We start from the raw sequence: 25,132 nt of genomic DNA, 5'->3' as shown, positions 1-25,132 counted from the left end.
GGCTTCTCCTTACCCAGAACCACGGCGGCGCGCATCCGCATTTTTCGTGCGCAGCGTCGGGTCGGCGGCGGCGGGATCGTCGGGCCAGGGATGGCGCGGATAGCGGCCGCGCATGTCCTTGGCCACCGCCGCCCAGCTTCCCGCCCAGAAGCCCGGCAGGTCGCGCGTCGTCTGGATCGGCCGTCCCGCGGGTGAAGTAAGGCTCAGCACCAGCGGCAGGCGCGCGGTGCCGATCGTCGGGTGCACCGCCAGCCCGAACAGCGCCTGCACGCGCAGTTCGACGCGCGGCCCGCCCTCCGCGGCATAGTCGATCGCGTGCGTGCTGCCCGCGGGGCTGGTGAAGCTGGCCGGGGCGAGCGAATCGATCGTGCGCATGCCGTCCCACCCGATCAGATCGCGCAGCGCATCCGCCAGCGCCGCGCCGGGCACCGCATCGAGCCGCCGCCGGCCCGCCAGCAACGGCGCCAGCCATTCGTCGGCGCGGTCGATCAGCGCCGCATCGTCCAGCCCGACGCCGGCGAACGCCGCACGCTGGCGCAGCGCCAGCGCCGCCGCGCTCCACGGCAGCAGCGCCAGGCCATGCGTGCGCACCCCGCCGAGCAGCGCCGCCGCGATCGCCGCCGGATCGGCGTTCGCATCGGTGCCGCTCGACAGGCGCAGCGTGCCGAGCGTCCGTTCGCGCAGCACCCGCACGCCGCCGGTATCGGGATCGAAGACGACCGTCCGTCGAGTCGCGATCCGGTCGGCGAACAGCGATTCGATCGTGGCGAGATCGGTGGCGGCCGCGGCGAGGATTCGCGCGCCGGCCGCCGACCCCTGCGTCTCCGCCACCGCGAGCCATTCGGCGCGCGCGAGCGGCGATGTCGGATCGAGCCGGAAGCCCCGCCCGCCGGCCGACGCCCACGCCTCCCCACGCGCGTCGCGGCGGCGCGCGACCCGATCGGGAAAGGCGAGCGCAATGCAGATGGGCAACCCCGCCGCATGACCCTCGTCCGCGCCGCCACTGCGAACGAGCGCCGCCCAGCGTTCTGCAAGCTTGCGCGCTGCCTGCGCCTTGAGGCCGCGCTCGCTGCGCCAGCGGCGCAGCCGCGTCTCCAGATCGGGGTCGTTGCCGCCAAGCCCGCGTTCGCCGAGCAGCACCGCGATCTCCGCCGCGATGCCCGCCAGCCCGATTTCGGCCGCGCGCACCAGCATATGCGCCAGCCGCGGCGGCATCGGCAGCGTCGCGATCCGGCGGCCATGCGGCGTCGGCCGGCCATCGCCGTCCAGTGCCTCAAGCGCCTCCAGCCGCGTTCGCGCCTCGGCCAGCGCTGCATCGGGCGGCGGATCGATCCAGCGCAGGTCGCGCGGGCTCCCTACCCCCCAGATCGCGCAGTCGAGCGTCAGCGCCGACAGGTCCGCCTCCAGGATCTCGGGCGGATCGAACCGCGGCAGCCCAGCCGTCGCCGCCTCTTCCCACAGGCGATACGCGACGCCCGGCCCCTGCCGCGCCGCACGGCCCGCGCGCTGCACCACCGCCGCCTGGCTCGCACGTTCGGTCACGAGCCGCGTCATCCCCGCCGCGCGATCGTAGCGCGGACGCCGGGCAAGGCCCGAATCGACCACGATGCGAATGCCGTCGAGCGTCAGGCTGGTCTCGGCGATGCTCGTCGCCAGCACCACCTTGCGCCGGCCGTCCGACGCGGGAAGGATCGCGGCGCGCTGCTCGGCCGGGTCCAGCGTGCCGTGCAGCCGGTGGAGCGCGATCCTATCGGGCAGCGCCTCCAGCCGCTCGGCGACGCGCTCGATCTCCGCCACGCCGGGCAGAAAGGCGAGCACCCCGCCCTCCGCCTCGCCCAGCGCCAGCCGGATCGCCGACGCCACCGCATCCTCGATCTGATCGGCGGTGCGGCCGATATGGCGCAGCGCCAGCGCGTGGCTGCGGCCCTCGCTCTCGATCACCGGCGCCTCTTCGCCGCCGCCCATCAGCGCGGCGAAGCGCGCGCCGTCGAGCGTGGCGGACATGGCGAGCAGCCGCAGTTCGGGCCGCAACCCTGCCTGCGCGTCGAGCGCGAGCGCGAGGCCGAAATCGCCGTCGAGGCTGCGCTCGTGCACCTCGTCGAACAGCACCGCGGACACGCCCGCGAGCTCGGGATCGGCCTGGATGCGCGCGACGAAGATACCCTCGGTGACGACGGTGACTCGCGTCGCGGCGGAACGCTTGCTGTCGAGCCGGGTGGCGTAGCCGAACGTCCGCCCCACCGCTTCGCCCGCATTGGCCGCCATCCGCTCGGCCGCCGCCCGCGCGGCGAGGCGGCGCGGGGAAAGCAGGAGGATCTCGCCGGTGCACCAGGCCTGCCCCAGCAACGCGGGCGCCACCGCCGTCGTCTTGCCCGCGCCGGGCGGGGCGACGAGCACGGCGTTGGGCGTGCGGCTGAGCGTCGCGAGCAGGTCCGGCAGGACCGATTCGATCGGCAGCGTGGTCATGATCGGGGGGTGAAGTGGAGGAAGTGGAGGTGCTTCACGGGTGAAGTGGAGAGACGGTGTTCGGGCGTTTGCGGGTAAAGTCCGGAGGGGGCAGGCGCGGGGGGCATGGGGATCGGGTGCCACGAAATGGCGACGTAGGACAGGGCGTGGGTTCGGTCTTGCCGGAGAGCGGCGGATTTCGGAGGCCCCCTCTTCGTTACCAGCATCGCTCCGCCTGCGGCATCCGGTCCGCGCGAAGACGCCAAGACGCAAAGATGGCCTGCTCGGGGCGACGCCCCTCCACGCGCACCATCGACCCGAGGCAGGAGACACGACGCCGCCGGCTCCAAGCCCGCCTCTCGGCGCCTCTCGGCGCCTCCGCGCGGACCGGTCCGGACCGCAGAATGGGTTCACGCGGAGGTGCGGAGGCGCGGAGGGAATAGGTGAGGGCGATGCCATGAACACGCACGCCTGTTCGACCATCAAGCTTTGCCGCTTAAGACCTTATCTTATTCCGTTCGCCCTGAGCTTGTCGAAGGGCCCGTTCTGCAGGCTTAGGCTCGGCCGTGGAGAGCGTGCTTCGACAAGCCCAGCACGAATGGATCTGGAGACTGGATCGGACTGACGTCGTCCCGCTCCCTGCCCCCCGCATTCACGAAACGCCGCTGCCGCCGTTCGCGCCGATGATGCTGCCGCTGGTATAGCTGTTGCCCGCCTCCGCCAGCGTCACGTACAGGCCGGCCAGTTCGGCGGGTTCGCCGGGGCGGCCATAGGGGGTGTCCGAGCCGAACTTCTCCAGCCCTTCCGCCGTCTGTCCGCCGGCCACCTGGAGCGGCGTCCACACCGGGCCGGGCGCCACGCCGTTGACGCGGATACCCTTGGTGGCGAGCTGCTTGGCGGTGCCCTTGATGAAGATCAGGATCGCACCCTTCGTCATCGCGTAATCGAGGATGTCCTTGCCTGGGCTGAACGCGTTGACCGAGGTGGTGCACACGATCGCCGAACCCGGCTTCAACAGCGGCACCGCCGCCTTCACGATCCAGAACATCGCATAGACGTTGGTCTTCATCGTCTGTTCGAACTGCGCCGAGCTGATATCGAGGATCGACTCCTTGGCCTGCTGATACGCGGCGTTGCTGACCAGGATGTCGAGCCCGCCGAGCTGCTGCGCCGCACGCCCCGGCAGCGCCGTGCAGAACGCCTCGTCGCGGATGTCGCCCGGCAGCAGCACGCATTTGCGCCCCGCTGCGCGGATCAGTTTGGCGACGTCCTGCGCATCGGGCTCTTCGGTCGGGTAATAGTTGATCGCGACGTCGGCGCCCTCGCGGGCATAGGCGATGGCGGCGGCGCGGCCCATGCCCGAATCGCCGCCGGTGATGAGCGCCTTGCGCCCGGCGAGACGACCCGAGCCCTTGTAGCTCTTTTCGCCGCAATCGGGGACGGGAGTCATCTTGCTCTGCAGGCCGGGCCAGGGCTGCGACTGCATCTGGAACGGGGGCTTGGCGTAGAGTTCGTGCGGATCGGTCAGCGGCATCGCCCCCGCCCCTGCCCCAGCGGCGTCGGCGGGTGCGGCGATCCCGATCGCGGCGGTGGCGAGGCCGGCGACCGCTGCACCCTTCATCACATCGCGTCGGCTGGTCGAATCGGTCATGGCTAATTCCTTGGAAAGACGGGGCGAGAATCGCATGGGCACGCAAAAGGGTCCGTCGCGCTTGCAGAGGCCACGCCCCCTCCCCTAACCCTGCGCCGATGACGCCGATCCCCGCCACCGAGGCTGAAGCCGCCACCCGCCTCGAAGCGCTCGCGGGCGAGATCGCGCATCACGATGCGCGCTATCACGGCGAGGATGCGCCCGAGATCACCGACGCCGCCTATGACGCGCTGGTGCGCGAGAATGCGGCGATCGAGACGGCGTTCCCGCATCTCGTCCGCGCCGATTCGCCCTCCGCCAAGGTGGGCGCAGCGCCGGGCGGCCATCTGGCCAAGGTGGCGCATGCCCGGCCGATGACCAGCCTCGACAACGCCTTTTCGGACGAGGAGGTGGCCGAATTCGTAGGCCGCGTGCGCCGTTTCCTGAAGCTCGACGAGGGCGAGCCCGTCGCGCTGACCGCCGAGCCCAAGATCGACGGCCTGTCCTGCTCGCTGCGCTACGAGGCGGGCGTGCTGGTGCAGGCGCTGACCCGCGGCGACGGCCAGGTGGGCGAGGACGTGACCGCCAACGTGCGGACGATCCCCGACATCCCCGCGGCGCTGCCCGACGGCGCGCCGGCGATCTTCGAGGTGCGCGGCGAGGTGTATATGGCGAAGGCGGATTTCGCCGCGCTCAACGCGCGGCTGCTCGCCGAGGCGGAGGATCCCGACAAGGCGCGCCAGTTCGCCAACCCGCGCAACGCCGCCGCCGGGTCGCTGCGGCAGAAGGATGCGGGGGTGACGGCCAGTCGGCCCTTGCGCTTCCTCGCGCATGGCTGGGGCGAGGCGAGCGCGGTGCCGGCGGAGACGCAGGCCGGGCTGGTGGCGCTGCTGCGCCACTGGGGCTTTCCGATCGCGGCGGGGTTCGCGCGGGTGGACGATGCCGCGGGTGCGCTCGCGGTGTATCGCGCGATCGAAGCGGCGCGGGCGGACATGGCCTATGATATCGACGGCGTCGTGTACAAGGTCGACCGGCTCGACTGGCAGGCGCGGCTCGGCCAGGTGGCGCGCGCGCCGCGCTGGGCGATCGCACACAAATTCCCCGCCGAGCGTGCGCAGACGACGCTGCGCGGGATCGACATCCAGGTGGGCCGCACCGGCGCGCTGACACCGGTCGCGCGGCTCGAGCCCGTTACGGTGGGCGGCGTGGTCGTGACCAACGCCACGCTCCACAATGCCGACGAGATCGCGCGGCTGGGGGTGCGCCCGGGCGACCGCGTCCTGGTGCAGCGCGCGGGCGACGTGATCCCGCAGATCGTCGAAAATCTCACGCCCGAGGCGGAGCGTGCGCCGTGGATATTCCCGCAGACCTGCCCCGAATGCGGGTCCGCCGCCGAACGCGGCGAAGGCGAGGTGGTCTATCGCTGCACGGGCGGGCTGATCTGCCCGGCGCAGCGCGTCGAGCGGCTGATCCATTTCGTCTCGCGCCACGCGTTCGACATCGGTGGGCTGGGGCTGAAGCGGATCGAGGAGTTCTTCAACGACGGGCTGATCGCGTCGCCCGCCGACATCTTCCGCCTGAAGGACCACCGCGACACGCTGATCGCGCGCGAGCGGCTGGCCGATGTGTCGGTCGATAAGCTGCTCGCCGCGATCGAGGACAAAAGGCGCGTCCCGCTCGACCGCTTCCTCTTCGCGCTCGGCATCCGCCATGTCGGCGAGATCACCGCGCGCGATCTGGCGCGCCGCTACGTCTCGGTGCGCGCGCTGGGCGCGGTGCTGCGCCATGCGGTGCGGCTCTATGGCGCGACGAAGCCGGCGATCGGCGAGAGCGAGCGCAAGTTCGTCCTGCGGCGCGACCGGCTGCTGGTGGCGGCGATCGAGACGGCAGGGATCGGGCCCGAGGTGGCGGGCGCGCTGATCGCCTTCGCCGCCGAGCCGCACAACCGCCGCGTGGTGTTCGATCTGCTGCGCGAGGTGGCGCCGCTCGACGTGGTGCACGAAACGCGCGCGTCCCAGGTGTCGGGCAAGACGCTGGTGTTCACCGGATCGCTCGAGACGCTGTCGCGCGACGAGGCCAAGGCGCAGGCCGAATCGCTCGGCGCGCGCGTGGCGGGGTCGGTATCGGCCAAGACCGATCTGGTGATCGCCGGGCCGGGCGCCGGATCCAAGCTGACCAAGGCCGCGGGGTTGGGCATCGCCGTCATCAGCGAGGCGGACTGGGCCGCGATCGTCGCTGGCGGCTAGCCCCGGATCGGTTCATTTCCGTTGCCTTTTTGCAACGCAGCATGACCGGAATTTCACCTGCGCAAAACTCGGGTGGCATGTGTCACGGAACCGAAATATCCGCCGTGCAGGGGACGGCATCGGCGGAGATGCCGCAGGGCTCGAGCGTGGACGCTCCAGGGGGAATTTTCGATGCGTAACAACCTTTTCATGGGTGTGGCTCTCGTCGCGCTCGTCGCACCGGCCGGCGTGATGGCGCAGGAGACGACCTCCTCCATCCGCGGTTCCGTCACCAATGCGGGCGCGCCCGTTGCCGGTGCGTCGGTCGTCGCGACCAACGTGCCCTCGGGCACGCGCTCGACCGCGACCACCGATGCGGACGGCGCGTTCAACCTGAACGGCCTGCGTCCCGGCGGCCCCTACACGGTCGAAGTGACCAGCCCGCAGGGCAACACCACCGTCACCGACATCCAGACCGTGACGACGCAAACCTATGACCTGCCGATCGACCTCGGCGGTGCAGGCGCGGGCGGCCCGGACATCGTCGTCACGGCCGCTTCGATCGGCAAGGCCGGTTCGAACTCGCAGGGCCCGGTGACCGTGCTGACCTCGGCGCAGATCGCCCAGGTCGCCACGATCAACCGCGACGTCCGCGATCTCGAGCGCCGCGATCCGTTCGCCCGGCTCGACGATACCCCCACCGGCGGCCGCGCCGTGTCGTTCGCCGGCCAGAACGCGCGCTACAACAGCTTCACGGTGGACGGCGTGCCGATCACCGACAATTTCGGCCTCAACACCGATGGCCTGCCGAGCCGGCGTTCGCCGATCCCGCTCGATGCGATCGGCCAGTTCCAGGCGAAGGTCGCCACCACCGACGTGCGCGACGGCAACTTTCAGGGCGGCCTCGTCAATCTCGTCCTGCGTTCGGGCACCAACAACTTCCAGGGCACCGGCTTCTATTCGCGCCAGACCGACGGCCTGAGCGGCGATCGCACCGGCGACCTGCGGATCAACCTGCCCAAATACGGCCAGGACAATTACGGCGCGGAACTGTCGGGCCCGATCATCAAGGACAAATTGTTCTTCATGGTTTCGGGCGAGCGCATCCGCGGCGCCTTCCCGCTCGTGGAGGGCACGGCGACCAACAATGCCGGCACGATCATTCCGAACATCAGCCAGGCCCAGGTCGATCAGGTCGTGGCAATCGCACAGTCCAAATATGGCTACAATGCCGGCGGCGTGCTGACCGATTCGGGCGACAAGGACGACCGCATCGTCGGCAAGCTCGACTGGAACATCACCGATCGCCAGCGTTTCGCGCTGACCGGGACGTATGCGAAGGACCAGATCAACATCAACAGCTCGAACACGTTCGTCACCGGCACGCCGGGGCTGGGCCTGTCGTCGAACGCCTATATCTCGGGCAACCGCCTCTACACCGTCGTCGGCCAGTTGAACTCCGACTGGACGGACAGTTTCTCGACCGAGCTGCGCGGTTTCTACAAGAATTATGTCCGCCTCGCGCAGCCACTGCTCGGCAACAATTTCGCCCAGTTCCGCATCTGCGATGCGGCCACGTCCGATCGCGCCGCGACCGGTGGCACGAGCACGACGGCAGCAACGAGCTGCGCCAGCGGCAATGGCGTGATCTCGATCGGCCCCGACAACTCGCGTCAGACCAACCAGCTCAACTCGCACACCTGGGGCGGCCTCGCTCAGGCTCGCCTGACGATGAACGGCCATGATCTGCGCGTCTTTACGCAAATCCAGGATACGCAGATCTACAACGCGTTCGTCCAGAACAGCGCGGGCAATTACTATTTTGACTCGATCGCCGATTTCCAGGCGGGCAACGCGCAATCGCTGACCTATTCGAACGCGGTGCCTTCGGATAATCCGGTCAACGCCGCGGCGCGCTTCGGCTATCAGTCCTACACGTTCGGCGTGCAGGACAACTGGCGGATCAGCGACACGCTCAACGTGTCCTATGGCGCGCGCTACGACCTGTATGGCGGCCACGCGGCGCCGGCATTCAGCCCGAGCTTCACCAACCGCTATGCCAATGGCGCGGTCGTGATGGGCCAGAACACGATCATCGGGCCCAACACGCAGTTCATCAACGGCCTGGGCCTGTTCCAGCCGCGCGGTGGCTTCGACTACAAGCCGGTCAAGAACCTGAGCATCCGCGGCAGCGGCGGAATCATCGCCGGCGGCACGCCGGACGTCTATGTCTCGAACAGCTTCTCGAACACGGGCATCCTGACCAACACGGTTACGATCCGTCAGCAGAACAACGGCGTCTATACCGGCGTCGATACGCAGGGAACGGGCGTCGCAGCGCTGCAGAACGTGACCGGCACCAGCATCCCGGGTGCGGTGAACACCTATCTCAACAGCGCGACCGTTTCGTCGACGGCCGTGACCAACGCGCTGGCGCGCAACTTCAAGATCCCGTCGCAGTTCCGCGCCACGCTGTCGGCCGACTACAAGCTCGATCTGCTGGGTGGCCAGTGGACGGTCGGCGCCGACGGCTTCTACTCAAAGGTGCGCAACCAGGTCTATTTCACCGACATCCGTTCGACGCCGGTTGCCGGTGCGCTTACCCCGGACGGCCGCCAGCGTTATACGGGCGTGACGAGCTTCGCCGACACCAACTCGGACATCTTCCTGACCAACACGTCCAAGGGCCGCAGCTATATCGGCGTGGCGCGGTTCGATGCGGCTTGGGACTTCGGCCTCTCGCTGTTCGGCAGCTTCACCTATCAGGACGTGAAGGACCAGGCGCCGGCGACATCGTCCACGGCCAGCTCGAACTATGCTAACGGCGCGTTCGTCGATCCGAACAATGTCGCCTACGGCATCTCGAACGATCAGGTGAAATACTTCTACAAGTACGGCGTCACTTACGATCACGCCTTCTTCCGCGACTACAAGACGACCCTCTCGCTGTTCGGCGAGACGCGCATCGGCCATCCGTACAGCTACACCTTCCTCGATCCCTCGACGGGCCGCAGCCCGATCTTCGGGACGATCGGCAGTGGTTCGCGCTATCTGATGTACGTGCCGACCTTCGGCGGAGACTCCAAGGTGTCTTACGATACCGTGGCGCATCAGCAGCAGATCGAGCAGTATTTCCAGGCGGTGGGCCTGGGCCAATATCAGGGTCAGGTGAGCCAGCGTAACGTGTTCCACTCGCCATGGTTCACCAAGCTGGATCTGCATCTGTCGCAGGAACTGCCCACGTTCGTCGGCAAGTCGCGCATCACCGTGTTCGCGGACATCGAGAACTTCACCAATCTGCTCAACCGCAAATGGGGCCAGATCTCGGAATATGTCTTCAACTACAACGTGGCGCCGGTCCGCGTGCAGTGCCTGACGGCGCCGGTCGCCACCGGCGTCGCCGCCACCACGGCACAGCAGGTGACGACGACCGCGCAGACCTGCGCGCAGTATCGCTACACGCCGGCCGTCACCAATGCGGACGGCAGCTTCCAGGCGCCGGCGCTGTCGGTCTATGCCCGCCAGTCGCTCTACGCGATCCGTCTCGGCGCGCGCTTCAGCTTCTAAGCCGACGCCGCCCGATCGGGTCCGAGGGGCCGCCGTTCCACACCGGAACGGCGGCCTTTCGCGTTCTTCGGCCGCGCGAACGCTCCATCCCGCCACTACGCGCGCCGCCGCTTTGCGCACGAACGCCGCGGCGTGTAGGAACCGATGCGATGTCGGCTCCTTCCCTCGCCTCTACGCCAAGCCCGTCCACGCCCGGACGCACACCCTATGCTACCCCCCTGCCCGTCGCGCGGCCGTTCTTCGAGAACAAGAGCCGCGCCTTCTGGACGCTGCAGGCGGCGGGGTGGTCGGGCTATCTCGTGCTGCGCGGGGTCGCGTCGGTGTCGAACGGGCTGACGCTGGAGGCGATCGTCCCGATCATCATCGAGGCGATCGTCGGCTATTGCATCACGCTGCTGCTCTCGACGCTCTATGGCTATTATCGCCAGCTCGCGCGGCTGCCGGGAATCGCGCTGACGGTCGTCACGCTCGCCGCCGCAGTGGGGCTGTATGCGGTGCTCGACGCCTATGCCTTCTCGTTCCAGACGAACGTGCCCGGGATCACGCTCACCCGGCTGCTCGGCTCCACCTATGTCGCCTTCACCGTGCTCGCCGGCTGGTCCGCGCTCTATTTCGCGATCAATTTCTATCTGATCGTCGAATCGCAGATCGACCAGATGCAGCATCTGGAGGTGCAGGCCTCGTCCGCGCAGCTCGCGATGCTGCGCTACCAGCTCAACCCGCATTTCCTGTTCAACACGCTGAACTCGATCTCGACGCTGGTGCTGCTGAAACAGACCGAGCGCGCCAATGCGATGCTCAGCCGGCTGTCGTCGTTCCTGCGCTATACGCTGGCCAACGAGCCGACCGCGCATGTCACGATTGCGCAGGAGATGGAGACGCTGAAGCTCTATCTCGAGATCGAGAAGATGCGCTTCGAGGAGCGGCTGCGCCCCAAATTCGAGATCGATCCGGCCGCCGAGCGCGCGCGCCTGCCCTCGCTGCTGCTCCAGCCGCTGGTCGAGAATGCGATCAAATATGCGGTCACGCCGCAGGAGGACGGCGCCGAGATCCGCGTCGCCGTTCAGTTGAACGGGGAACGCGTGCAGATCGGCGTATCCGATACCGGGCCGGGCTTGAACGGCGCGCGGCAAAGTCCGAGCCTTTCAACCGGCGTCGGCATTGCCAATATACGGGAGAGGCTGGCGCAGGCGTACGGACCCGATCACCGTTTCGAGATCCGTGCGATGCCCGCGGGCGGGTTCGGGGTGGAGATCGAGATCCCCTACCAGCTGGGTGAACCGAATAGAGAGAATGCATGACCATCCGCACCATCCTCGTCGACGACGAACCGCTCGCCATCCAGGGCCTAGAACTGCGCCTGGCGGCCTTCGACGATGTCGAGATCATCGACAAATGCCAGAACGGCCGCGAGGCGATCCGCAGCATCAAGACGCACAAGCCCGATCTCGTCTTTCTCGACATCCAGATGCCGGGCTTTGACGGCTTCTCGGTGGTGCAGGGGCTGATGGAGGTGGAGCCGCCGCTCTTCGTCTTCGTGACGGCATATGGCGATCATGCGCTGAAGGCCTTCGAGGCGGATGCGCTCGACTATCTGATGAAGCCGGTGGACGAATCGCGACTGGCCGACACGATCGAACGGGTGCGGCAGCGGATGTCCGAAAAGCGCGGCGTCGAGGATGCGGACAAATTGCGCGAGGTGCTGGCCGATGTGGCGCCCGATGCCGCAGCCGACATCGCCGATGGCGCGGGCGGTGGCGGCGAGCCCGCGGCGAACCGCTTCGAACGGCTCATCAACATCAAGGATCGCGGCCAGATCTTCCGCGTCGACGTCGACACGATCGAGCGGATCGACGCGGCGGGCGATTACATGTGCATCTATACCGGCGACAACACGCTGATCCTGCGCGAGACGATGAAGGATCTGGAAAAGCGGCTCGACCCGCGCCGCTTCCAGCGCATCCACCGTTCGACGATCGTCAATCTCGATTTGGTCAAGCAGGTGAAGCCGCACACCAATGGCGAATGCTTCTTGGTGCTCAATTCGGGCGCCAGCGTGAAGGTGTCGCGCAGCTATCGCGACGTGGTGGCGCGCTTCGTCCACTGACCGGCGGCATCGGGAGAATGGCATGCGCGACCTGATCCTGAAGATGTCGATGTCGCTCGACGGCTTCGTGAGCGACCCGGAGGGCGACAACCGCTGGATGTTCGGCGGCGATCCCGAGGCGAAGGCCTGGTCGATCGCGCATCTGTGGGAGGGCGGGCTGCACATCATGGGCAGCCGCACCTTTGCGGAGATGGCATCGCACTGGCCCGGCTCCACCGATCCGTTCGCGGCGCCGATGAACGCGGTGCCCAAGGCGGTGTTCACGCAGCACGGGGCGGCGGTGCTGCCCGCCCCCGGCACCGCCGGCGGCTGGGGCGACGCCTATGTGGCGAGCGGCGACCTGGGCGAGGAGATCGCCGCGCTGAAGGCGGAGGGCGGCAAGCCGATCATCGCGCATGGCGGCGTGCGCTTCGCGCGCGGCCTGGTGGCGGCGGGGCTGGTCGATCGGCTGGTGCTGATGGTGATCCCGGTGGCGCTGGGCCGGGGCCTGTCGGTCTTCGCCGATCTGGCCGCACCGCTGCCGCTCACCCTGATCCAGGCCCGGGCCTTTCCGGGCGGTGCGGTGGCGCATATCTATCGGGCGTGATCGCGCCGCCGGAATCCGGCGCTCGCCTCCTCTCGCCGAACGATGCTGCATCTGCTAACGAGCGGCCATGCTGAACCTGAACAACATCACGGTGCGCCTGGGCGGGCGCGTCATCCTCGACGGCGCCACCGCATCGCTGCCGCCGGGCAGCCGCGTCGGGCTGATCGGCCGCAACGGCGCCGGCAAGTCGACGATGGTGCGCGTGATCGCCGGCCAGCTCGAACCCGACGACGGCTCGGCGGACATGCCGCGCGGCGCCAAGATCGGCTATATCGCGCAGGAGGCCCCGCACGGCCAGGCGACGCCGTTCGAGACCGTGCTGGCCGCCGATATCGAGCGCGCCGCACTGATGCTGGAAAGCGAGACGAGCGAGGATCCCGACCGGCTGGGCGACGTGTACGAGCGGCTGATCGCGATCGACGCCTATACCGCGCCCGCGCGGGCGGCGCAGATCCTGCTGGGCCTGGGCTTCGACGAAGAGATGCAGGCGCGGCCGCTCGACAGCTTTTCGGGCGGGTGGAAGATGCGCGTGGCGCTGGCCGCGCTGCTGTTCTCACAGCCCGACCTGCTGCTGCTCGACGAGCCGTCGAACCATCTCGATCTCGAGGCGGTGATGTGGCTCGAGGATTTCCTGAAAGGCTACAAGGCGACGATCGTGGTGGTCAGCCACGAGCGCGATTTCCTGAACAACGTGGTCGATCACATTCTCCACCTGCAGGGCGGCAAGATCACGCTCTATCCCGGCGGCTATGACGCGTTCGAGCGGCAGCGGGCGGAGCGTCTGGCGCAGATCGAGGCCGCGCGTGCCAATCAGGCGGTGCAGCGCGAGAAGCTGCAGGAGTATATCGCCAAGAACAGCGCTCGCGCCTCGACCGCGAAACAGGCGCAGAGCCGGCAGAAGATGCTCGCCAAGATGCAGCCGATCGCGGAAAGCTATAACGATCCTACCCTCTCGTTCGGCTTTCCCAACCCGACCGAGCTGCGCCCGCCGCTCATCACGCTCGACATGGCGAGCGTGGGCTATGCGGACGTGCCGATCCTCAAGCGGCTGAACCTGCGGCTCGATCCGGACGACCGGATCGCGCTGCTGGGCCGCAACGGCAACGGCAAGACGACGCTCGCGCGGCTGCTGGCGGCGCAGCTCGCGCCGATGGACGGCCAGATGGCATCGACCAACAAGATGAAGGTCGGCTATTTCACCCAGTATCAGGTCGAGGAGCTCGACCCGACGGACACGCCGATCGAGCATATGGCGCATCTGATGAAGGGCGCCACGCCCGCCGCGGTGCGCGGGCAATTGGGGCGGTTCGGCTTTTCGGGCGACAAGGCCACGACCAAGGTGGGCAAGCTGTCGGGCGGCGAGCGCGCGCGGCTGGCACTCGCGCTCATCACCCGCGACGCGCCACACCTGCTGATCCTCGACGAGCCGACCAACCACCTCGACGTCGATGCGCGCGAGGCGCTGGTGCAGGCGCTCAACGCCTATTCGGGCGCCGTCGTGCTCGTCAGCCACGATCGCCACATGCTGGAGCTGACCGCCGACCGGCTCGTGCTGGTCGATGACGGCACGGCGCGCGAATATGAGGGCAGCCTGGACGATTATATCGCGCTGGTGCTGAAGGGCGATTCGGCCAAGGGCGACGCGGCGTCGAAGGAAAGCCGCAAGGCCGACAAGAAGGCCGCCGCCGCCAGCCGCGAGAAGGATGCGGCGCTGCGCAAGACGGTGCGCGAACTGGAGGAGCAGACCGCCAAATTCACCAAGGAGCGCAACGCGATCGACCGGGCGATGTTCGATCCGGCGACCGCCGAGCCGCGGTTCGCGCGGCTGTCGATGGGCGAACTCGGCCAACGCCGCGCCGAGGTGAATGCCAAGCTGGAAGCGAGCGAGGCCAAATGGCTGGAGGCGAGCGAGAAGCTGGAGGGCGTGGCGGCGTAGAGCGGGCCGGCATCAGATTGACCGGATCACCAGATCCGTTCGTGCTGAGCCTGTCGAAGCACGCGCTCCGGGGTCGTGCCGTCGCATCCTGAACAGGCACGTCGACATATTCGGGGCGAACGGATCAAGGCACCGCCAGCCAACTCCAGCTACCCGCCGCCCGCGCGGGAGCGGTCAGGCCTCGTCGATCACGTCCTGCGGGCCCGTGCCGCCGGCGGCGGCCCGTTCGAACCAGGCCTCGACCTCGCCGGACAGCTTCAGTGTCAGCGGATTGCCGTGGCGATCGACCTTCTTGCCGAGCGCGACGCGGATCCAGCCCTCGGAGATGGAATATTCCTCGACGTTGTGGCGCTCCTGCCCCTTAAAGCGGATGCCGATGCCGCGTTCGAGCAGCGGCTGGTCGAAATGCGGGCTGCGCGGATTGATCGACAGGCGATCGGGGGGCGTGTCGGTGGAGGGCGTATCGGTCATGCCGCGCGCTTAGCCGCCAACATCGCCCGCACGCCACAAAAAAGCGGCGCGGGGATCGCTCCCCGCGCCGCCTTCGTCAGACCCTGGGTCAGTTGCAGACCCGAACCGGCACGTTGCGGCCGTAATAGGGGTCCCAACGCCACTGGCGCCAGCAATGCGGGGCGTAATAGCCGTTATAGCCCTCATAGCCGTTGTAATAGGCCCGTGGCGGGGGCGGGGGCGCATCATAATAGCCACCGCCATAATAGCCGCCACCATAGTATCCGCGATTATGGTCGCTTGCGATCGCCGCACCGACACCCAGGCCGAGAATGCCGCCGAGCACCGCCGCACCGCCGGCACCGATCCCGCCGCGATGATAGCCACCATGGTATCCGCCGCGATAACCGCCCCAGCGCTGTGCCTCGGCCGGCGCGGTTGCCGTGAGGGCGGTCGCGGCCAGCGCGATGCCCAATCCTGCCTTCTTCAGAAACGCGTTCATCTGAAACCTCCTGTAGCGACACGCCCGGTCCGCATGTTCGTTTCAACGCACCAAGTGCGACCGTGTTTCAGGAGATAGCCGAGTCGCTCTGAACCGAAGCGGAATGCGCCGTTAAGATGAGGTTTAGGTACCGATCAGCGCGTGTGGTGTTAGCGGCATTGCGCGATCTCGATCTGCCGATCGTCGCCCCCGCCTGTCACCCGGTAGACGAGGCGATGCTCCTCGGTGATGCGGCGCGACCACCATCCGTTCAGCTTTTCGCGAAGCGGCTCGGGTTTGCCGATGCCGCAGAACGGCGATCGCATCATGTCGGCAATCAGCGCGTTCAGCCGATCATGGATGGGCGGATCATTGGCCTGCCAATGCAGGTAATCCGCCCATCCCCGCGACGCGAAAACCAGCTTCATGCGCGCTTGTAGGATTGCGCCCGCTCGTCCCACACGACCGCCAACCCTCCGCCGCGATCCAGTTCGGCGACGACCCCATCGAGCCGTTCGGCATTTGCCGGGCTGGAGCGGAGGTACAGCGTCTCCAGCATCGCATCATATTCGCGCTGTGCGAGCATCACGACGGGCTCGCTGCCCTGTCGTGTGATGAGGATCGCGTCACGATCGTCGTTCGCGCGGTCCATGTAATGGGCCAGGCGCTTGCGCAGATCGGTATAGCCGACATGGATCATGCGTACGTCATAACGTACGCATGATCCGGAGACAATGTCAGGCGGTGACCTTGGCGCGGCTGGCCTTCTTGCGCTCGTTGGCGTCCAGGTGGCTCTTGCGCAGCCGGATCGACTTGGGCGTCACCTCGACCATCTCGTCGTCGTCGATATAGGCGATCGCCTGCTCCAGCGTGGCGCGCTTGGGCGGGGTCAGGCGGACCTGGTCGTCCTTGCCGCCGCTCGCGCGGAAGTTGGTCAGCGCCTTGGTCTTCATCGGGTTGACTTCGAGATCGTCGGGCTTGGCGTTCTCGCCGACGATCATGCCCTCGTACAGCGCTTCGCCATGGCCGACGAACAGGATGCCGCGCTCCTCGAGCGGACCGAGCGCATAGCTGTTCGCCTCACCCGCACCGTTCGAGATCAGCACGCCGTTCTTGCGGCCCTCGATCTTGCCCTTGTGGGGGCCATATTTCTCGAACAGCCGGTTCATGATGCCGGTGCCGCGCGTATCGGACAGGAATTCGCCGTGATAGCCGATCATCCCGCGGCTGGGCGCGCTGAAGGTGATGCGCGTCTTGCCGCCCGTGGAGGGGCGCATGTCGGTCATCTCGGCCTTGCGCAGGTTCATCTTCTCGACGACCGTGCCCGAATATTCGTCGTCCACGTCGATGATGACGGTTTCGTAAGGCTCGGTCTTGTTGCCGTTCTCGTCCTGGGCGAACAGCACGCGCGGGCGGCTGATGCCGAGTTCGAAGCCCTCGCGGCGCATCGTCTCGATCAGCACGCCCAGCTGCAGCTCGCCGCGGCCGGCGACTTCGTAGCTGTCGCGATCGGCGGCTTCGGTCACCTTCACGGCAACGTTCGATTCGGCTTCGCGGAACAGCCGGTCGCGGATCATGCGGCTCGTCACCTTGCTGCCTTCGCGGCCGGCCATCGGCGAATCGTTGACCGCAAAGCGCATCGACAGCGTGGGGGGATCGATCGGCTGCGCGTGCAGCGGCTCGGTGACGGTGATGTCGGCGATCGTGTTGGCCACGGTGGCGATCGACAGCCCGGCGAGGCTGATGATGTCGCCCGCCTTGGCCTCCTCGACCGGCACGCGGTCGAGGCCGTGGAACGAAAGGATCTTCGACGCGCGGCCCGTCTCGACGATCTTGCCGTCGTTATCGAGCGCGTGGATCGCCTGGTTGAGCTTGACCGAGCCTGAATTGACGCGGCCCGTCAGGATGCGGCCAAGGAACGGATCGCGATCGAGCAGCGTGACGAGGAAGGTGAACGGCACGTCCTCCACTTCCACCGCGGGTGCGGGCACATGGCTGACGATCGTCTCGAACATCGGGATCAGCGTGCCCTCGCGCGCGTCCATGTCGGTCGAGGCATAGCCGTTGCGGCCCGAGGCGTAGAGCACGGGGAAATCGAGCTGCTCGTCGTTCGCGTCGAGCGACACGAACAGGTCGAACACCTCGTCGAGCACCTCCTGGATGCGCGCATCAGGGCGGTCGACCTTGTTGACGACGACGATCGGCTTCAGGCCCAGCGCCAGCGCCTTGCCGGTGACGAACTTGGTCTGCGGCATCGCGCCTTCCGACGAATCGACCAGCAGGACGACGCCGTCGACCATGCTGAGGATACGTTCCACCTCGCCGCCGAAATCGGCGTGGCCGGGCGTGTCGACGATGTTGATGCGGATGCTTTCGCTGGCGCCCGGCGGCGTCCAATCGACCGACGTGGGCTTTGCGAGAATGGTGATCCCGCGCTCCTTTTCGAGATCGTTCGAATCCATCGCGCGCTCTTCGACGCGCTGGTTGTCGCGGAACGTGCCGGACTGGCGGAAGAGCTGATCGACGAGCGTGGTCTTGCCGTGATCGACGTGCGCGATGATGGCCACATTGCGGAGGCTCATGAAAATTCCTGATTATCGTGAAGGAGCGTTGCGCGCGCCCATAGCGCAAATGGTGCGTTGCGGGAAGGGTGGCTTATGCGATGGGGATATCCGCGACGTCGCGCGCACCGTGCAGGAGCCGCACCAGCTCCATCCCTCCATCGATCGGCCGGTAGTAAAGCACGTAGTTGCCGACCGTAAAGCTGCGCAGCCCGTTGCCAAGCTCGGGCCGTTCGCGGCCGAGCCGCGGATTGGCGGCCAAGAGCCGGAGTTTGGCATCGATCCGCTCGAGCAATGCGTCCGCGAACGCTTCGCTGTCGGTCGCGACATAGCGCCAGATGCCGATCGCGTCCGAACGCGCGAGCGGAGACCGAACGGCGCGCACCGATCAGGCCGAGCGCGCGGCCGCCTTGATTTCGTTCACGTCCCAGTCCGCCGCCGGCCCGCTGTCCAGCCCTTCGGTGATCGCCTCGCGCAGGCGTTCGATCCTGTGGGCGGCGGCATCGGCGGGGGCGTGAACCGGCTCGTCGGAACCGATCGGTTCGAGCACGACCGCGCCGTCGGCGCGGCGATAGATCCGCACCTCGTCGGCCAGAAATCGATACGCCTTGGGTAGGCGGACGGCCTGGCTGCGGCCGGTCCAGAAGATCTTGGCCGTGTCGTTCACCGCACGGGCTCCTTGATAGCTATCGCGGATATATACCATTGCCGCCACTGGACAAGCGTATTATCGTAACAACACACTTGTGGGCGGCGGCTTTCATCGCCAGACTCGTGGACGAACATGGAGCGACGACGATGGCGACGACGGCCGAAACGCTGACCGAAGCACCCGCGCTGGTGCTGACCCCGCCCGATCCCGTGCCCGTCGTGCAGTCGACGAGCGCCGCCGGGCTGGTGCCGGTCGATGCCGGCGTGAAGTCGAAGCTGGACGAGCGCGTCGACGGGTTCGTCACCGATCTGGTCGCACAGGACGTGAACTCGCCCGAATTCGGCAAGCGCGTCGATGCGATCGCCGCGATGGGACAGAAGGAGATCCGCGACGCGGCGGGCCAGTCCAACCGCTTCCTCGATCGCCCGATCCGCGCGATGGACAAGGAAAGCGGCGTCGGCGCCGATCTGGCGCAGCTGCGCCGGGTGATCGAGGAACTCGATCCCGGCCGCAAGGGCGCGCTGTCGGGGCCGCGCAAGATCCTGGGCATCATCCCGTTCGGCAGCAAGCTGAACACCTATTTCGACACCTACAAATCCTCGCAGACGCACATCGCCGCGATCCTGAAGAGCCTGGCTTCGGGCAAGGACGAGTTGCTGATGGACAATGCCGCGATCGACACCGAACGCGCGAACCTGTGGGCCGCGATGGGCCGGCTGGAGCAAATGATCCATCTGTCCAAGGCGATGGATGCCAAGCTGGAGGACAAGGCGAACGAACTCGACGCGACCGACCCCGCCAAGGCCAAGGCGATCCGCGAGACGGCGCTGTTCTACACCCGCCAGCGCAGCCAGGACCTGCTGACGCAGATGGCCGTCACCGTGCAGGGCTATCTTGCGCTCGATCTCGTCAAGAAGAACAATGTCGAGCTGGTGAAGGGCGTGGACCGGGCGAGCACCACCACCGTCTCGGCGCTGCGCACCGCGGTCACGGTGGCGCAGGCGCTCACCAACCAGAAGCTGGTGCTCGAACAGATCACGCAACTGAACACAACCACCGCGAACATCATCGATTCGACGGGCAAGCTGCTGAAATCCAACACCGCCGCGATCCACGAACAGGCCGCCGCCTCCACCATCCCGATCGAGACGCTGCAGCGCGCGTTCCAGAACATCTACGACACGATGGACGCGATCGACACGTTCAAGCTGAAGGCGCTCGATTCGATGAAGACGACGGTCAACACGCTGGGCAACGAAGTGGAAAAGTCGCGCGGCTATGTCGCGCGGGCCGAGGGCGCCGCGCAGGGCAGCCTTTCGGGACCGGCGGCCAGCCCCTTCAAGCTGGAGGCGATGTAGGCCTTGAGCCAGGTGGACGAGCAGATCGAGCGAGCGCGCGCGACGATGGCGCGCATTTCGGACGGGTATCGCGATGCGCCCGCGCGGCGGCGCACGACTCAGGCGATCGGACGCCGGCTGACGCGAATCGCCATGGCCGATGCCGCGATCCTGATCGCCGCCGTGCTGTTCGGCAGCATCGTCGCGCCGCTGGGGATCATGGGCGCCGTGCTGGTGATGGCGCTGCTCGTCGCAGCCACGCTCCTGTTCGCGCTCGTGCCTGCCGAAGGCCGCGCGCCGCCGCCCGAGAAGCTGCGCACGGTAGACCTGAAGGCGCTGCCGGCGCAGACCGAGCGCTGGCTCGGCGCTCAGCGGCCGATGCTGCCCGCCCCCGCCCGCACGCTGGTGGATCAGATCGGCGCCCGGCTCGACACGCTGTCGCCGCAGCTCGGCCGGCTCGACGGCGAAACCGAGGCGGGGCTCGAGGTGCGCCGGCTGATCGGCGAGCAGCTCCCCGCCTTCGTTGCCGATTACAACCGCGTGCCGGGCGCGCTTCGCCAGACCCCGCGTAACGGCAAGACGCCCGATGCCGAGCTCGTCGACGGGCTGCGGCTGATCGAGCGCGAGATCGCGGACATGACCGCGTGGCTGGCGCAGGACGATCTCGACGGCCTCGCCACCCGGCGGCGCTATCTGGAGACGCGCTACGGCGACGACGGCGCGGCGCCTACGCCCTAGGACGCGGCTCGCCGGTCATGGCCGGATCGCAAAAAAGCCGGGCGTCCGCGACGCGCGATTGCCAAGTCCGTGAAGCACCGCCATGTTCGTACCGGACGAACCATGCGAGAGGGCCCTTGGATCCGGAGCAGATCATCGCCATGCGCGACCTTGTCGATCATCTGAATGCGGCGTTGGCGATTGCCGACGGCCTGTCCCAGACGCTGCTGGCCGCTTTGCTGTGCGAGTGCCTCGATAACGCGCAGCGGGTGCTCGGCGCGGCGGTCTCCGATCGCGGCTGAAGCCGCCGATCAGCCGTCCAGCACCTGACGCGCACGATCCGCGATCCGCGTCACGGCGGCGGCGTGGATCCCCGGCGCGGCGGCGATCACGCCGAAGGCGCGCGGATCGGGCCGGTTGAAGCGCAAGGGCGCCCCCAGCGCATCGCTGACCCCCGCGCCCGCTTCGCCCGCGATCAGCACCGCGGCGGCGACGTCCCACTCATGACCCCAGCGCAGCGTCGCGACCAGATCGGCCTCATCCGCCGCGACCATGGCGATCCGGAGCGCGATGCCGTTGGGCTTGTCGACCGCCACGAAATCGCGATCGATCCGCGGCAACGCATCGGCCGGAACGCGCGCGCCCGCCAGGCCGCGGCGCGCGCTCGCATGCAGCGCCGTACCGTTGCGGGTCGCGCCGCCGCCCCGCGTCGCCACCCAATGCTCGCCCCGCGCCGGCGCGTCGAGCACGCCCAGCACCGGCTCGCCATCCTCGACCAGCGCGATCGACACCGCCCAGCCCCGCCGCCCGCGAAGATAATCGCGCGTTCCGTCGATCGGATCGATCACCCACACCCGCGAACGGGTCAGCCGATCGGCGCTGTCGGCGGTCTCCTCCGACAGCCAGCCCGCATCGGGAGCGATCGCCGAGAGCCGCGCGCGCAGCATCCGGTCCACTGCCAGATCGATCTCGCAGGCGGGGCTCGCATCGGCCTTGCTCCAGCTCTCGACATCGGTGCGCCAGCGGGCGAGCGCCAGCGCGCCGGCCTCGCGCGCGACCTGCGCGACCGCGGCGGCGAGATCAGCCACCCGCGACGGTCATCCCCTCGATCCGCACGGTCGGCACGTTGGTGCCATAGCGAAACACCAGATCGTTGGCCGGCACGAGCGCCAGGAACATGTCTCTCAGGTTGCCGGCGATGGTGAACTCGGCGACGGGCGCGGCGATCTGACCGTCCACGATCCGGAAGCCCGCCGCACCCCGGCTGTAATCGCCAGTCAGGCCGTTCACGCCCATCCCGATCAGCTCGGTGACATAGACGCCGTCGGCGATGTCCGCGATCAGCGTCGCCGGCGGCATCGCGCCCGCTTCGAGATACAGATTGCTGGTGGAGATGCCCGGGCCGCCGCCGATGCCGCGCGCGGCATGGCCGGTCGGCTCCAGCGCCAATTGCCGCGCCGATGCCGAATCGAGCAGCCACGTCTCCAGCATCCCGTCCTCGACGATCGTCGTCGGCGATACCGGCAGCCCCTCGCCGTCGAACGGCCGCGAGCGTAGCCCGTGCGGGCGGTGCGGATCGTCGCGCACGCACACGCCGTCCGCGAACACGCGGCTGCCGAGCGCATCGAGCAGGAAGCTCGTCTTGCGCGTGATCGCCTGCCCGCCGATCGCACCGATCAGATGCCCGAGCAGCGAACCCCCGACGCGCGGATCATAGACGACGGTCATCGGGCCGCTCGGTAGCCGGCCGGGATCCAGCCGGGCCACGGCCTGCGCGCCCGCACGCGCACCGATCGCCTCGGGCGCGTCGAGATGCGCGCGGTGCCGCGCGGAGTGATGCGCGTAATCGCGCTGCATCGCGCCACCCTCGCCCGCCAGCACGCTCGCCGATATGCCATAGCCGGTGGCGGCATAGGCGTTCGCAAAGCCGTGGCTGGTGGCGAGCGCCCAGACCGAGCGCGCCGCACTCGCGCCCGCGCCCTCGCTGTTCGTAACCCCCGGCACGGCGCGCGCGGCATCCTCCGCCGCCAACGCCACGTCGCGCAGCTCCTGCGGGCTGGCAGTGCCGCCGTCGTCGAGATCGAGCAGCGGCGCGGCCCCGTGCATCAGCCGCTCGGACGGCGCCAGCCCCGCCCAGCGATCCTCGGGCGCCTCGCGTGCCATGGCGATCGCGCGGGCGACGAGCGTGTCGAGCGCATCGTCCGACAGATCGGAGGTAGAGACGCTCGCGGTGCGGTGGCCGACGAACACGCGCAGCCCCATCTCCGCGCTTTCCGACCGGCCGACATCCTCCAGCGCGCCCAGCCGCACCGACACGTCGAGCGAGGCATCGGCGGCATAGACGGCGTCGGCGGCATCGGCGCCCGCGGCGGTGGCGCGCGCGACGATATCATGGGCGCGGGTCCGCGCGTCTTCTCGGGTCAGCATGGGCACGACTTAGGGACGCGGGGCGCGGCGCGCTACCCCGCCGTGCCCACCACCAGACAGGCTGCGAACATCAACAGCCCGGCGAAGCGGTTGGCGCGAAACCGCGCGAGCGCGCCCGCGCCGTCGTCGGGCGCGAGCGTCGCCGCCTGCCAGCCGAGATGGAGCGCGACCGGGAGCAACGCCGCGAGCGCCAGGATATCGGGCCGCACCAGCCAGAACGCTCCCGCCCAGAGCAGGATCGCCACGGCATAGAAGCCGGCCACGCCCTCCCGCACATGCGCGCCCATCGCGAGCGCGGACGAGCGCACGCCGATCAACGCATCGTCCTCGCGGTCCTGAAGCGCGTAGATCGTGTCATAGCCGATCACCCAGGCGATCGACCCCGCGTAGAGCAGCGCCATCGGCCAGGAGGCGCGTCCCTGGATCGCGATCCAACCCACCGGCAGCGCCCAGGAAAAGACGATGCCCAGCCATGCCTGCGGCCACCAGGTGATGCGCTTCATGAAGGGATAGGCCGCCACCGGCGCGAGGCTCGCCACCGCGACCGCCGCCGCCACGGGCGAAAGCTGCACCAGCACGATCAGCCCGACGAGGCACAGCGCAATGAGCCACGCCCATGCCGTCCGCACCGACACCAGCCCGCTGGGGATCGGGCGGGCGCGGGTGCGCGCCACCTGCGCGTCGAGATCGCGATCGACGATGTCGTTATAGACGCACCCCGCCCCGCGCATCGCGATGCTGCCGATCAGCAGCCAGAGCAGCAGATCCCAGCGCCGCACCGCGCCGCCCGCCAGCGCCACGCCCCAGGCGCCCGGCCAGAACAACAGCCACCATCCGATCGGCCGATCGAACCGCGCCAGCAGCGCAAGGCCGCGCATCCGTCGCGGCAGGCGCCCGACCAATCCGCCATGTTCGCTATCGGGAACGATCTGTTCGGCCATGCCGCCGGTTAGGAACACGGCGTTTGGCGCGCAACCCCGGAATGGTTACGTACGGCGCACGATGCCGCAGCCCTTGCCTCCTCGATGATCGGCCTGTCGGTCGCGGTCGGCCGCTTCGTGGAGGCGTTGTTCTGGGCGATCTTCCGCGTCGCCGGCGTCGTCGCGGGTGTCGCGCTGTCCGGGCTGGTGGCGCTGGCGCTGGTCGTCTGGCTGGTGCGCCGCCTCTGGCGACGGCGCAAACCTCCTGCCGAGCCGGAATAGCCGCCACCGCCCCCCTCCCCGTGGCCCGGCGGATTTGTTACGGGGTGCCATGCCCGCCACCCCCGCCTGGCCGCCGCGATCGACGCCGCGGCTCTTCGTCGCCTCGCCGCTGTCGCTCGGGGCCCTCGCGCTCGACGGGCCGGCCGCGCATTATCTCGCCGGCGTGATGCGGATGCGGGTGGGCGATCCGGTCAAGCTGTTCGACGGCGAGACCGGCGAATGGCTGGGCGTCGCGCAGAGCGTCGGCCGGCGCGATCTGGTGCTCGACGTGACCGAGCGGTTGCGGCCGCGCGAGCCGGTACCCGATCTGTGGCTGTGCGCCGCGCCGCTGAAGAAGGGCCGCGTCGACTGGCTGGCGGAAAAGGCGTGCGAACTGGGCGTCGCGCGGCTCGTTCCCACGCTCACCCGCCGCACCGTGATCGACAAGCCCAACACCGAACGCCTGCGCGCGCACATGATCGAGGCGGCCGAGCAATGCGGCCGCACCGCGGTGCCCGACTGCGCCGAGCCGGTGAAGCTGGGCGCGCTGCTCCGCGACTGGCCCGCCGAACGCGCGCTGTTCTTCGCCGACGAGACCGGCGGCCTGCCCGCCCTGGCGGCAATGCGCGATCGCCCCGGCCCGGCGGCGATCCTGATCGGGCCCGAAGGCGGCTTCGACGATGACGAGCGCGCCGCGATCCGCGCCTGCCCCGCGGCGATCGGCATCGGTCTCGGCCCCCGCATCCTGCGCGCCGACACCGCCGCTGCGGCGGCGGTATCGCTGTGGATGGCGGCGGCGGGCGACTGGTAGCGTGCGCGATCGTGCGCAC

Annotated in this window: 23 protein-coding genes; 11 read left to right on the top strand and 12 right to left on the bottom strand. The window is 68.5% G+C overall.

Going from position 1 to position 25,132, the window contains the following annotated elements; genetic code table 11:
• Positions 1-9: 9 nt before the first annotated feature.
• Positions 10-2,466: an ATP-dependent helicase HrpB gene (gene hrpB, locus OXQ95_RS10955; protein WP_267381583.1), complete on the bottom strand. Its 2,457-nt coding sequence runs from the start codon at positions 2,464-2,466 to the stop codon at positions 10-12.
• A 631-nt stretch (positions 2,467-3,097) separates the two neighbouring features.
• A complete protein-coding gene (locus OXQ95_RS10950; protein WP_276589043.1) occupies positions 3,098-4,096 on the bottom strand; it encodes an SDR family oxidoreductase in 999 nt (332 codons plus the stop codon).
• A 98-nt stretch (positions 4,097-4,194) separates the two neighbouring features.
• Between OXQ95_RS10950 and ligA the strand changes: the two genes are divergently transcribed.
• The 6 genes from ligA (at position 4,195) to OXQ95_RS10920 (ending at position 14,496) form a co-directional block, all read left to right on the top strand.
• On the top strand, positions 4,195-6,321 hold the full coding sequence (ligA, locus tag OXQ95_RS10945; protein ID WP_267381582.1) for an NAD-dependent DNA ligase LigA: 2,127 nt from the start codon (positions 4,195-4,197) through the stop codon (positions 6,319-6,321).
• A 171-nt stretch (positions 6,322-6,492) separates the two neighbouring features.
• Positions 6,493-9,867 (top strand): carboxypeptidase regulatory-like domain-containing protein, encoded by a 3,375-nt coding sequence (locus tag OXQ95_RS10940; protein WP_267381581.1) that lies wholly within the window; start codon positions 6,493-6,495, stop codon positions 9,865-9,867.
• A 149-nt stretch (positions 9,868-10,016) separates the two neighbouring features.
• Positions 10,017-11,168: a sensor histidine kinase gene (locus tag OXQ95_RS10935; RefSeq protein WP_242097791.1), complete on the top strand. Its 1,152-nt coding sequence runs from the start codon at positions 10,017-10,019 to the stop codon at positions 11,166-11,168.
• Positions 11,165-11,974 carry a LytTR family DNA-binding domain-containing protein gene (locus OXQ95_RS10930; RefSeq protein WP_242097792.1) on the top strand — a complete coding sequence of 270 codons (810 nt, stop codon included), beginning with the start codon at positions 11,165-11,167 and terminating at the stop codon, positions 11,972-11,974. The genes OXQ95_RS10935 and OXQ95_RS10930 overlap by 4 nt, the downstream gene beginning before the upstream one ends.
• A 22-nt stretch (positions 11,975-11,996) precedes the next feature.
• Entirely contained in the window at positions 11,997-12,560 is a 564-nt protein-coding gene (locus OXQ95_RS10925; RefSeq protein WP_267381580.1) for a dihydrofolate reductase family protein, read from the top strand.
• A gap of 67 nt (positions 12,561-12,627) precedes the next feature.
• Positions 12,628-14,496, top strand: coding sequence for an ABC-F family ATP-binding cassette domain-containing protein (locus OXQ95_RS10920; RefSeq protein ID WP_242097794.1), 1,869 nt, complete (start codon positions 12,628-12,630; stop codon positions 14,494-14,496).
• A gap of 174 nt (positions 14,497-14,670) precedes the next feature.
• Here OXQ95_RS10920 and OXQ95_RS10915 read toward each other — a convergent pair whose 3' ends face one another.
• The 7 genes from OXQ95_RS10915 to OXQ95_RS10885 all read right to left on the bottom strand — a co-directional run bounded on the left by OXQ95_RS10915 (position 14,671) and on the right by OXQ95_RS10885 (position 18,655).
• Entirely contained in the window at positions 14,671-14,967 is a 297-nt protein-coding gene (locus tag OXQ95_RS10915) for a DUF3297 family protein (protein ID WP_267381579.1), read from the bottom strand.
• Between the two features lie 88 nt (positions 14,968-15,055).
• Positions 15,056-15,448 carry a hypothetical protein gene (locus OXQ95_RS10910; protein WP_242097796.1) on the bottom strand — a complete coding sequence of 131 codons (393 nt, stop codon included), beginning with the start codon at positions 15,446-15,448 and terminating at the stop codon, positions 15,056-15,058.
• A 149-nt stretch (positions 15,449-15,597) separates the two neighbouring features.
• Positions 15,598-15,855, bottom strand: a complete 258-nt coding sequence (locus OXQ95_RS10905; protein ID WP_267381578.1) for a Txe/YoeB family addiction module toxin — start codon at positions 15,853-15,855, stop codon at positions 15,598-15,600.
• Positions 15,852-16,127: a type II toxin-antitoxin system Phd/YefM family antitoxin gene (locus tag OXQ95_RS10900; RefSeq protein WP_267381577.1), complete on the bottom strand. Its 276-nt coding sequence runs from the start codon at positions 16,125-16,127 to the stop codon at positions 15,852-15,854. Before OXQ95_RS10900 ends, OXQ95_RS10905 begins: the two co-directional genes overlap by 4 nt.
• Positions 16,128-16,164: 37 nt before the next feature.
• Positions 16,165-18,009, bottom strand: coding sequence for a translational GTPase TypA (typA, locus tag OXQ95_RS10895; protein ID WP_242097799.1), 1,845 nt, complete (start codon positions 18,007-18,009; stop codon positions 16,165-16,167).
• Positions 18,010-18,082: 73 nt separating this feature from the next.
• Positions 18,083-18,373, bottom strand: coding sequence for a type II toxin-antitoxin system RelE/ParE family toxin (locus OXQ95_RS10890; RefSeq protein ID WP_242097800.1), 291 nt, complete (start codon positions 18,371-18,373; stop codon positions 18,083-18,085).
• Positions 18,374-18,376: 3 nt separating this feature from the next.
• Positions 18,377-18,655 carry a hypothetical protein gene (locus OXQ95_RS10885; RefSeq protein WP_267381576.1) on the bottom strand — a complete coding sequence of 93 codons (279 nt, stop codon included), beginning with the start codon at positions 18,653-18,655 and terminating at the stop codon, positions 18,377-18,379.
• A gap of 131 nt (positions 18,656-18,786) precedes the next feature.
• Here OXQ95_RS10885 and OXQ95_RS10880 point away from each other — a divergent pair, with 131 nt between their 5' ends.
• The 3 genes from OXQ95_RS10880 to OXQ95_RS10870 all read left to right on the top strand — a co-directional run bounded on the left by OXQ95_RS10880 (position 18,787) and on the right by OXQ95_RS10870 (position 20,996).
• The gene (locus tag OXQ95_RS10880) at positions 18,787-19,998 is read left to right on the top strand and encodes a toxic anion resistance protein (RefSeq protein ID WP_267381575.1); all 1,212 of its coding nucleotides are present in this window, start codon (positions 18,787-18,789) and stop codon (positions 19,996-19,998) included.
• A gap of 12 nt (positions 19,999-20,010) precedes the next feature.
• Complete coding sequence (locus tag OXQ95_RS10875; protein ID WP_267381658.1) at positions 20,011-20,715, top strand: hypothetical protein; 705 nt, start codon at positions 20,011-20,013, stop codon at positions 20,713-20,715.
• Positions 20,716-20,831: 116 nt separating this feature from the next.
• Complete coding sequence (locus tag OXQ95_RS10870) at positions 20,832-20,996, top strand: hypothetical protein (RefSeq protein ID WP_267381574.1); 165 nt, start codon at positions 20,832-20,834, stop codon at positions 20,994-20,996.
• 9 nt (positions 20,997-21,005) lie between these two features.
• Here OXQ95_RS10870 and OXQ95_RS10865 read toward each other — a convergent pair whose 3' ends face one another.
• From OXQ95_RS10865 to ubiA, 3 genes are read right to left on the bottom strand one after another with little or no spacing between them, the layout of a single operon-like run.
• Positions 21,006-21,782, bottom strand: coding sequence for a 3'(2'),5'-bisphosphate nucleotidase CysQ (locus tag OXQ95_RS10865; protein WP_242097804.1), 777 nt, complete (start codon positions 21,780-21,782; stop codon positions 21,006-21,008).
• A complete protein-coding gene (locus OXQ95_RS10860; RefSeq protein ID WP_267381573.1) occupies positions 21,775-23,121 on the bottom strand; it encodes a TldD/PmbA family protein in 1,347 nt (448 codons plus the stop codon). The genes OXQ95_RS10865 and OXQ95_RS10860 overlap by 8 nt, the downstream gene beginning before the upstream one ends.
• A 32-nt stretch (positions 23,122-23,153) precedes the next feature.
• The gene (gene ubiA / locus OXQ95_RS10855) at positions 23,154-24,062 is read right to left on the bottom strand and encodes a 4-hydroxybenzoate octaprenyltransferase (protein ID WP_242097806.1); all 909 of its coding nucleotides are present in this window, start codon (positions 24,060-24,062) and stop codon (positions 23,154-23,156) included.
• A gap of 84 nt (positions 24,063-24,146) precedes the next feature.
• Between ubiA and OXQ95_RS10850 the strand changes: the two genes are divergently transcribed.
• Positions 24,147-24,323: a hypothetical protein gene (locus tag OXQ95_RS10850; protein WP_267381572.1), complete on the top strand. Its 177-nt coding sequence runs from the start codon at positions 24,147-24,149 to the stop codon at positions 24,321-24,323.
• A gap of 49 nt (positions 24,324-24,372) precedes the next feature.
• Entirely contained in the window at positions 24,373-25,113 is a 741-nt protein-coding gene (locus OXQ95_RS10845) for a 16S rRNA (uracil(1498)-N(3))-methyltransferase (protein ID WP_242097808.1), read from the top strand.
• Positions 25,114-25,132 lie beyond the last annotated feature (19 nt).

Origin of the sequence: Sphingomonas sp. GC_Shp_6, from assembly GCF_026540835.1 — a bacterium.
Lineage (GTDB): Bacteria > Pseudomonadota > Alphaproteobacteria > Sphingomonadales > Sphingomonadaceae > Sphingomonas.
This window is presented reverse-complemented; position numbering and strand designations above follow the sequence as displayed.

What these genes read in the sequence shown, in the direction of transcription:
- OXQ95_RS10930 (WP_242097792.1), top strand. Translation starts at nt 11,165, where the DNA reads ATGACCATCCGCACCATCCTCGTCGACGACGAACCGCTCGCCATCCAG.
- OXQ95_RS10900 (WP_267381577.1), bottom strand. Translation starts at nt 16,127, where the DNA reads ATGATCCATGTCGGCTATACCGATCTGCGCAAGCGCCTGGCCCATTAC.
- OXQ95_RS10880 (WP_267381575.1), top strand. Translation starts at nt 18,787, where the DNA reads ATGGCGACGACGGCCGAAACGCTGACCGAAGCACCCGCGCTGGTGCTG.
- OXQ95_RS10910 (WP_242097796.1), bottom strand. Translation starts at nt 15,448, where the DNA reads ATGAACGCGTTTCTGAAGAAGGCAGGATTGGGCATCGCGCTGGCCGCG.
- OXQ95_RS10905 (WP_267381578.1), bottom strand. Translation starts at nt 15,855, where the DNA reads ATGAAGCTGGTTTTCGCGTCGCGGGGATGGGCGGATTACCTGCATTGG.
- OXQ95_RS10920 (WP_242097794.1), top strand. Translation starts at nt 12,628, where the DNA reads ATGCTGAACCTGAACAACATCACGGTGCGCCTGGGCGGGCGCGTCATC.
- OXQ95_RS10940 (WP_267381581.1), top strand. Translation starts at nt 6,493, where the DNA reads ATGCGTAACAACCTTTTCATGGGTGTGGCTCTCGTCGCGCTCGTCGCA.
- OXQ95_RS10950 (WP_276589043.1), bottom strand. Translation starts at nt 4,096, where the DNA reads ATGACCGATTCGACCAGCCGACGCGATGTGATGAAGGGTGCAGCGGTC.
- OXQ95_RS10860 (WP_267381573.1), bottom strand. Translation starts at nt 23,121, where the DNA reads ATGCTGACCCGAGAAGACGCGCGGACCCGCGCCCATGATATCGTCGCG.
- OXQ95_RS10845 (WP_242097808.1), top strand. Translation starts at nt 24,373, where the DNA reads ATGCCCGCCACCCCCGCCTGGCCGCCGCGATCGACGCCGCGGCTCTTC.
- typA (WP_242097799.1), bottom strand. Translation starts at nt 18,009, where the DNA reads ATGAGCCTCCGCAATGTGGCCATCATCGCGCACGTCGATCACGGCAAG.
- hrpB (WP_267381583.1), bottom strand. Translation starts at nt 2,466, where the DNA reads ATGACCACGCTGCCGATCGAATCGGTCCTGCCGGACCTGCTCGCGACG.
- ligA (WP_267381582.1), top strand. Translation starts at nt 4,195, where the DNA reads ATGACGCCGATCCCCGCCACCGAGGCTGAAGCCGCCACCCGCCTCGAA.
- OXQ95_RS10915 (WP_267381579.1), bottom strand. Translation starts at nt 14,967, where the DNA reads ATGACCGATACGCCCTCCACCGACACGCCCCCCGATCGCCTGTCGATC.
- OXQ95_RS10935 (WP_242097791.1), top strand. Translation starts at nt 10,017, where the DNA reads ATGTCGGCTCCTTCCCTCGCCTCTACGCCAAGCCCGTCCACGCCCGGA.
- OXQ95_RS10850 (WP_267381572.1), top strand. Translation starts at nt 24,147, where the DNA reads ATGATCGGCCTGTCGGTCGCGGTCGGCCGCTTCGTGGAGGCGTTGTTC.
- OXQ95_RS10925 (WP_267381580.1), top strand. Translation starts at nt 11,997, where the DNA reads ATGCGCGACCTGATCCTGAAGATGTCGATGTCGCTCGACGGCTTCGTG.
- ubiA (WP_242097806.1), bottom strand. Translation starts at nt 24,062, where the DNA reads ATGGCCGAACAGATCGTTCCCGATAGCGAACATGGCGGATTGGTCGGG.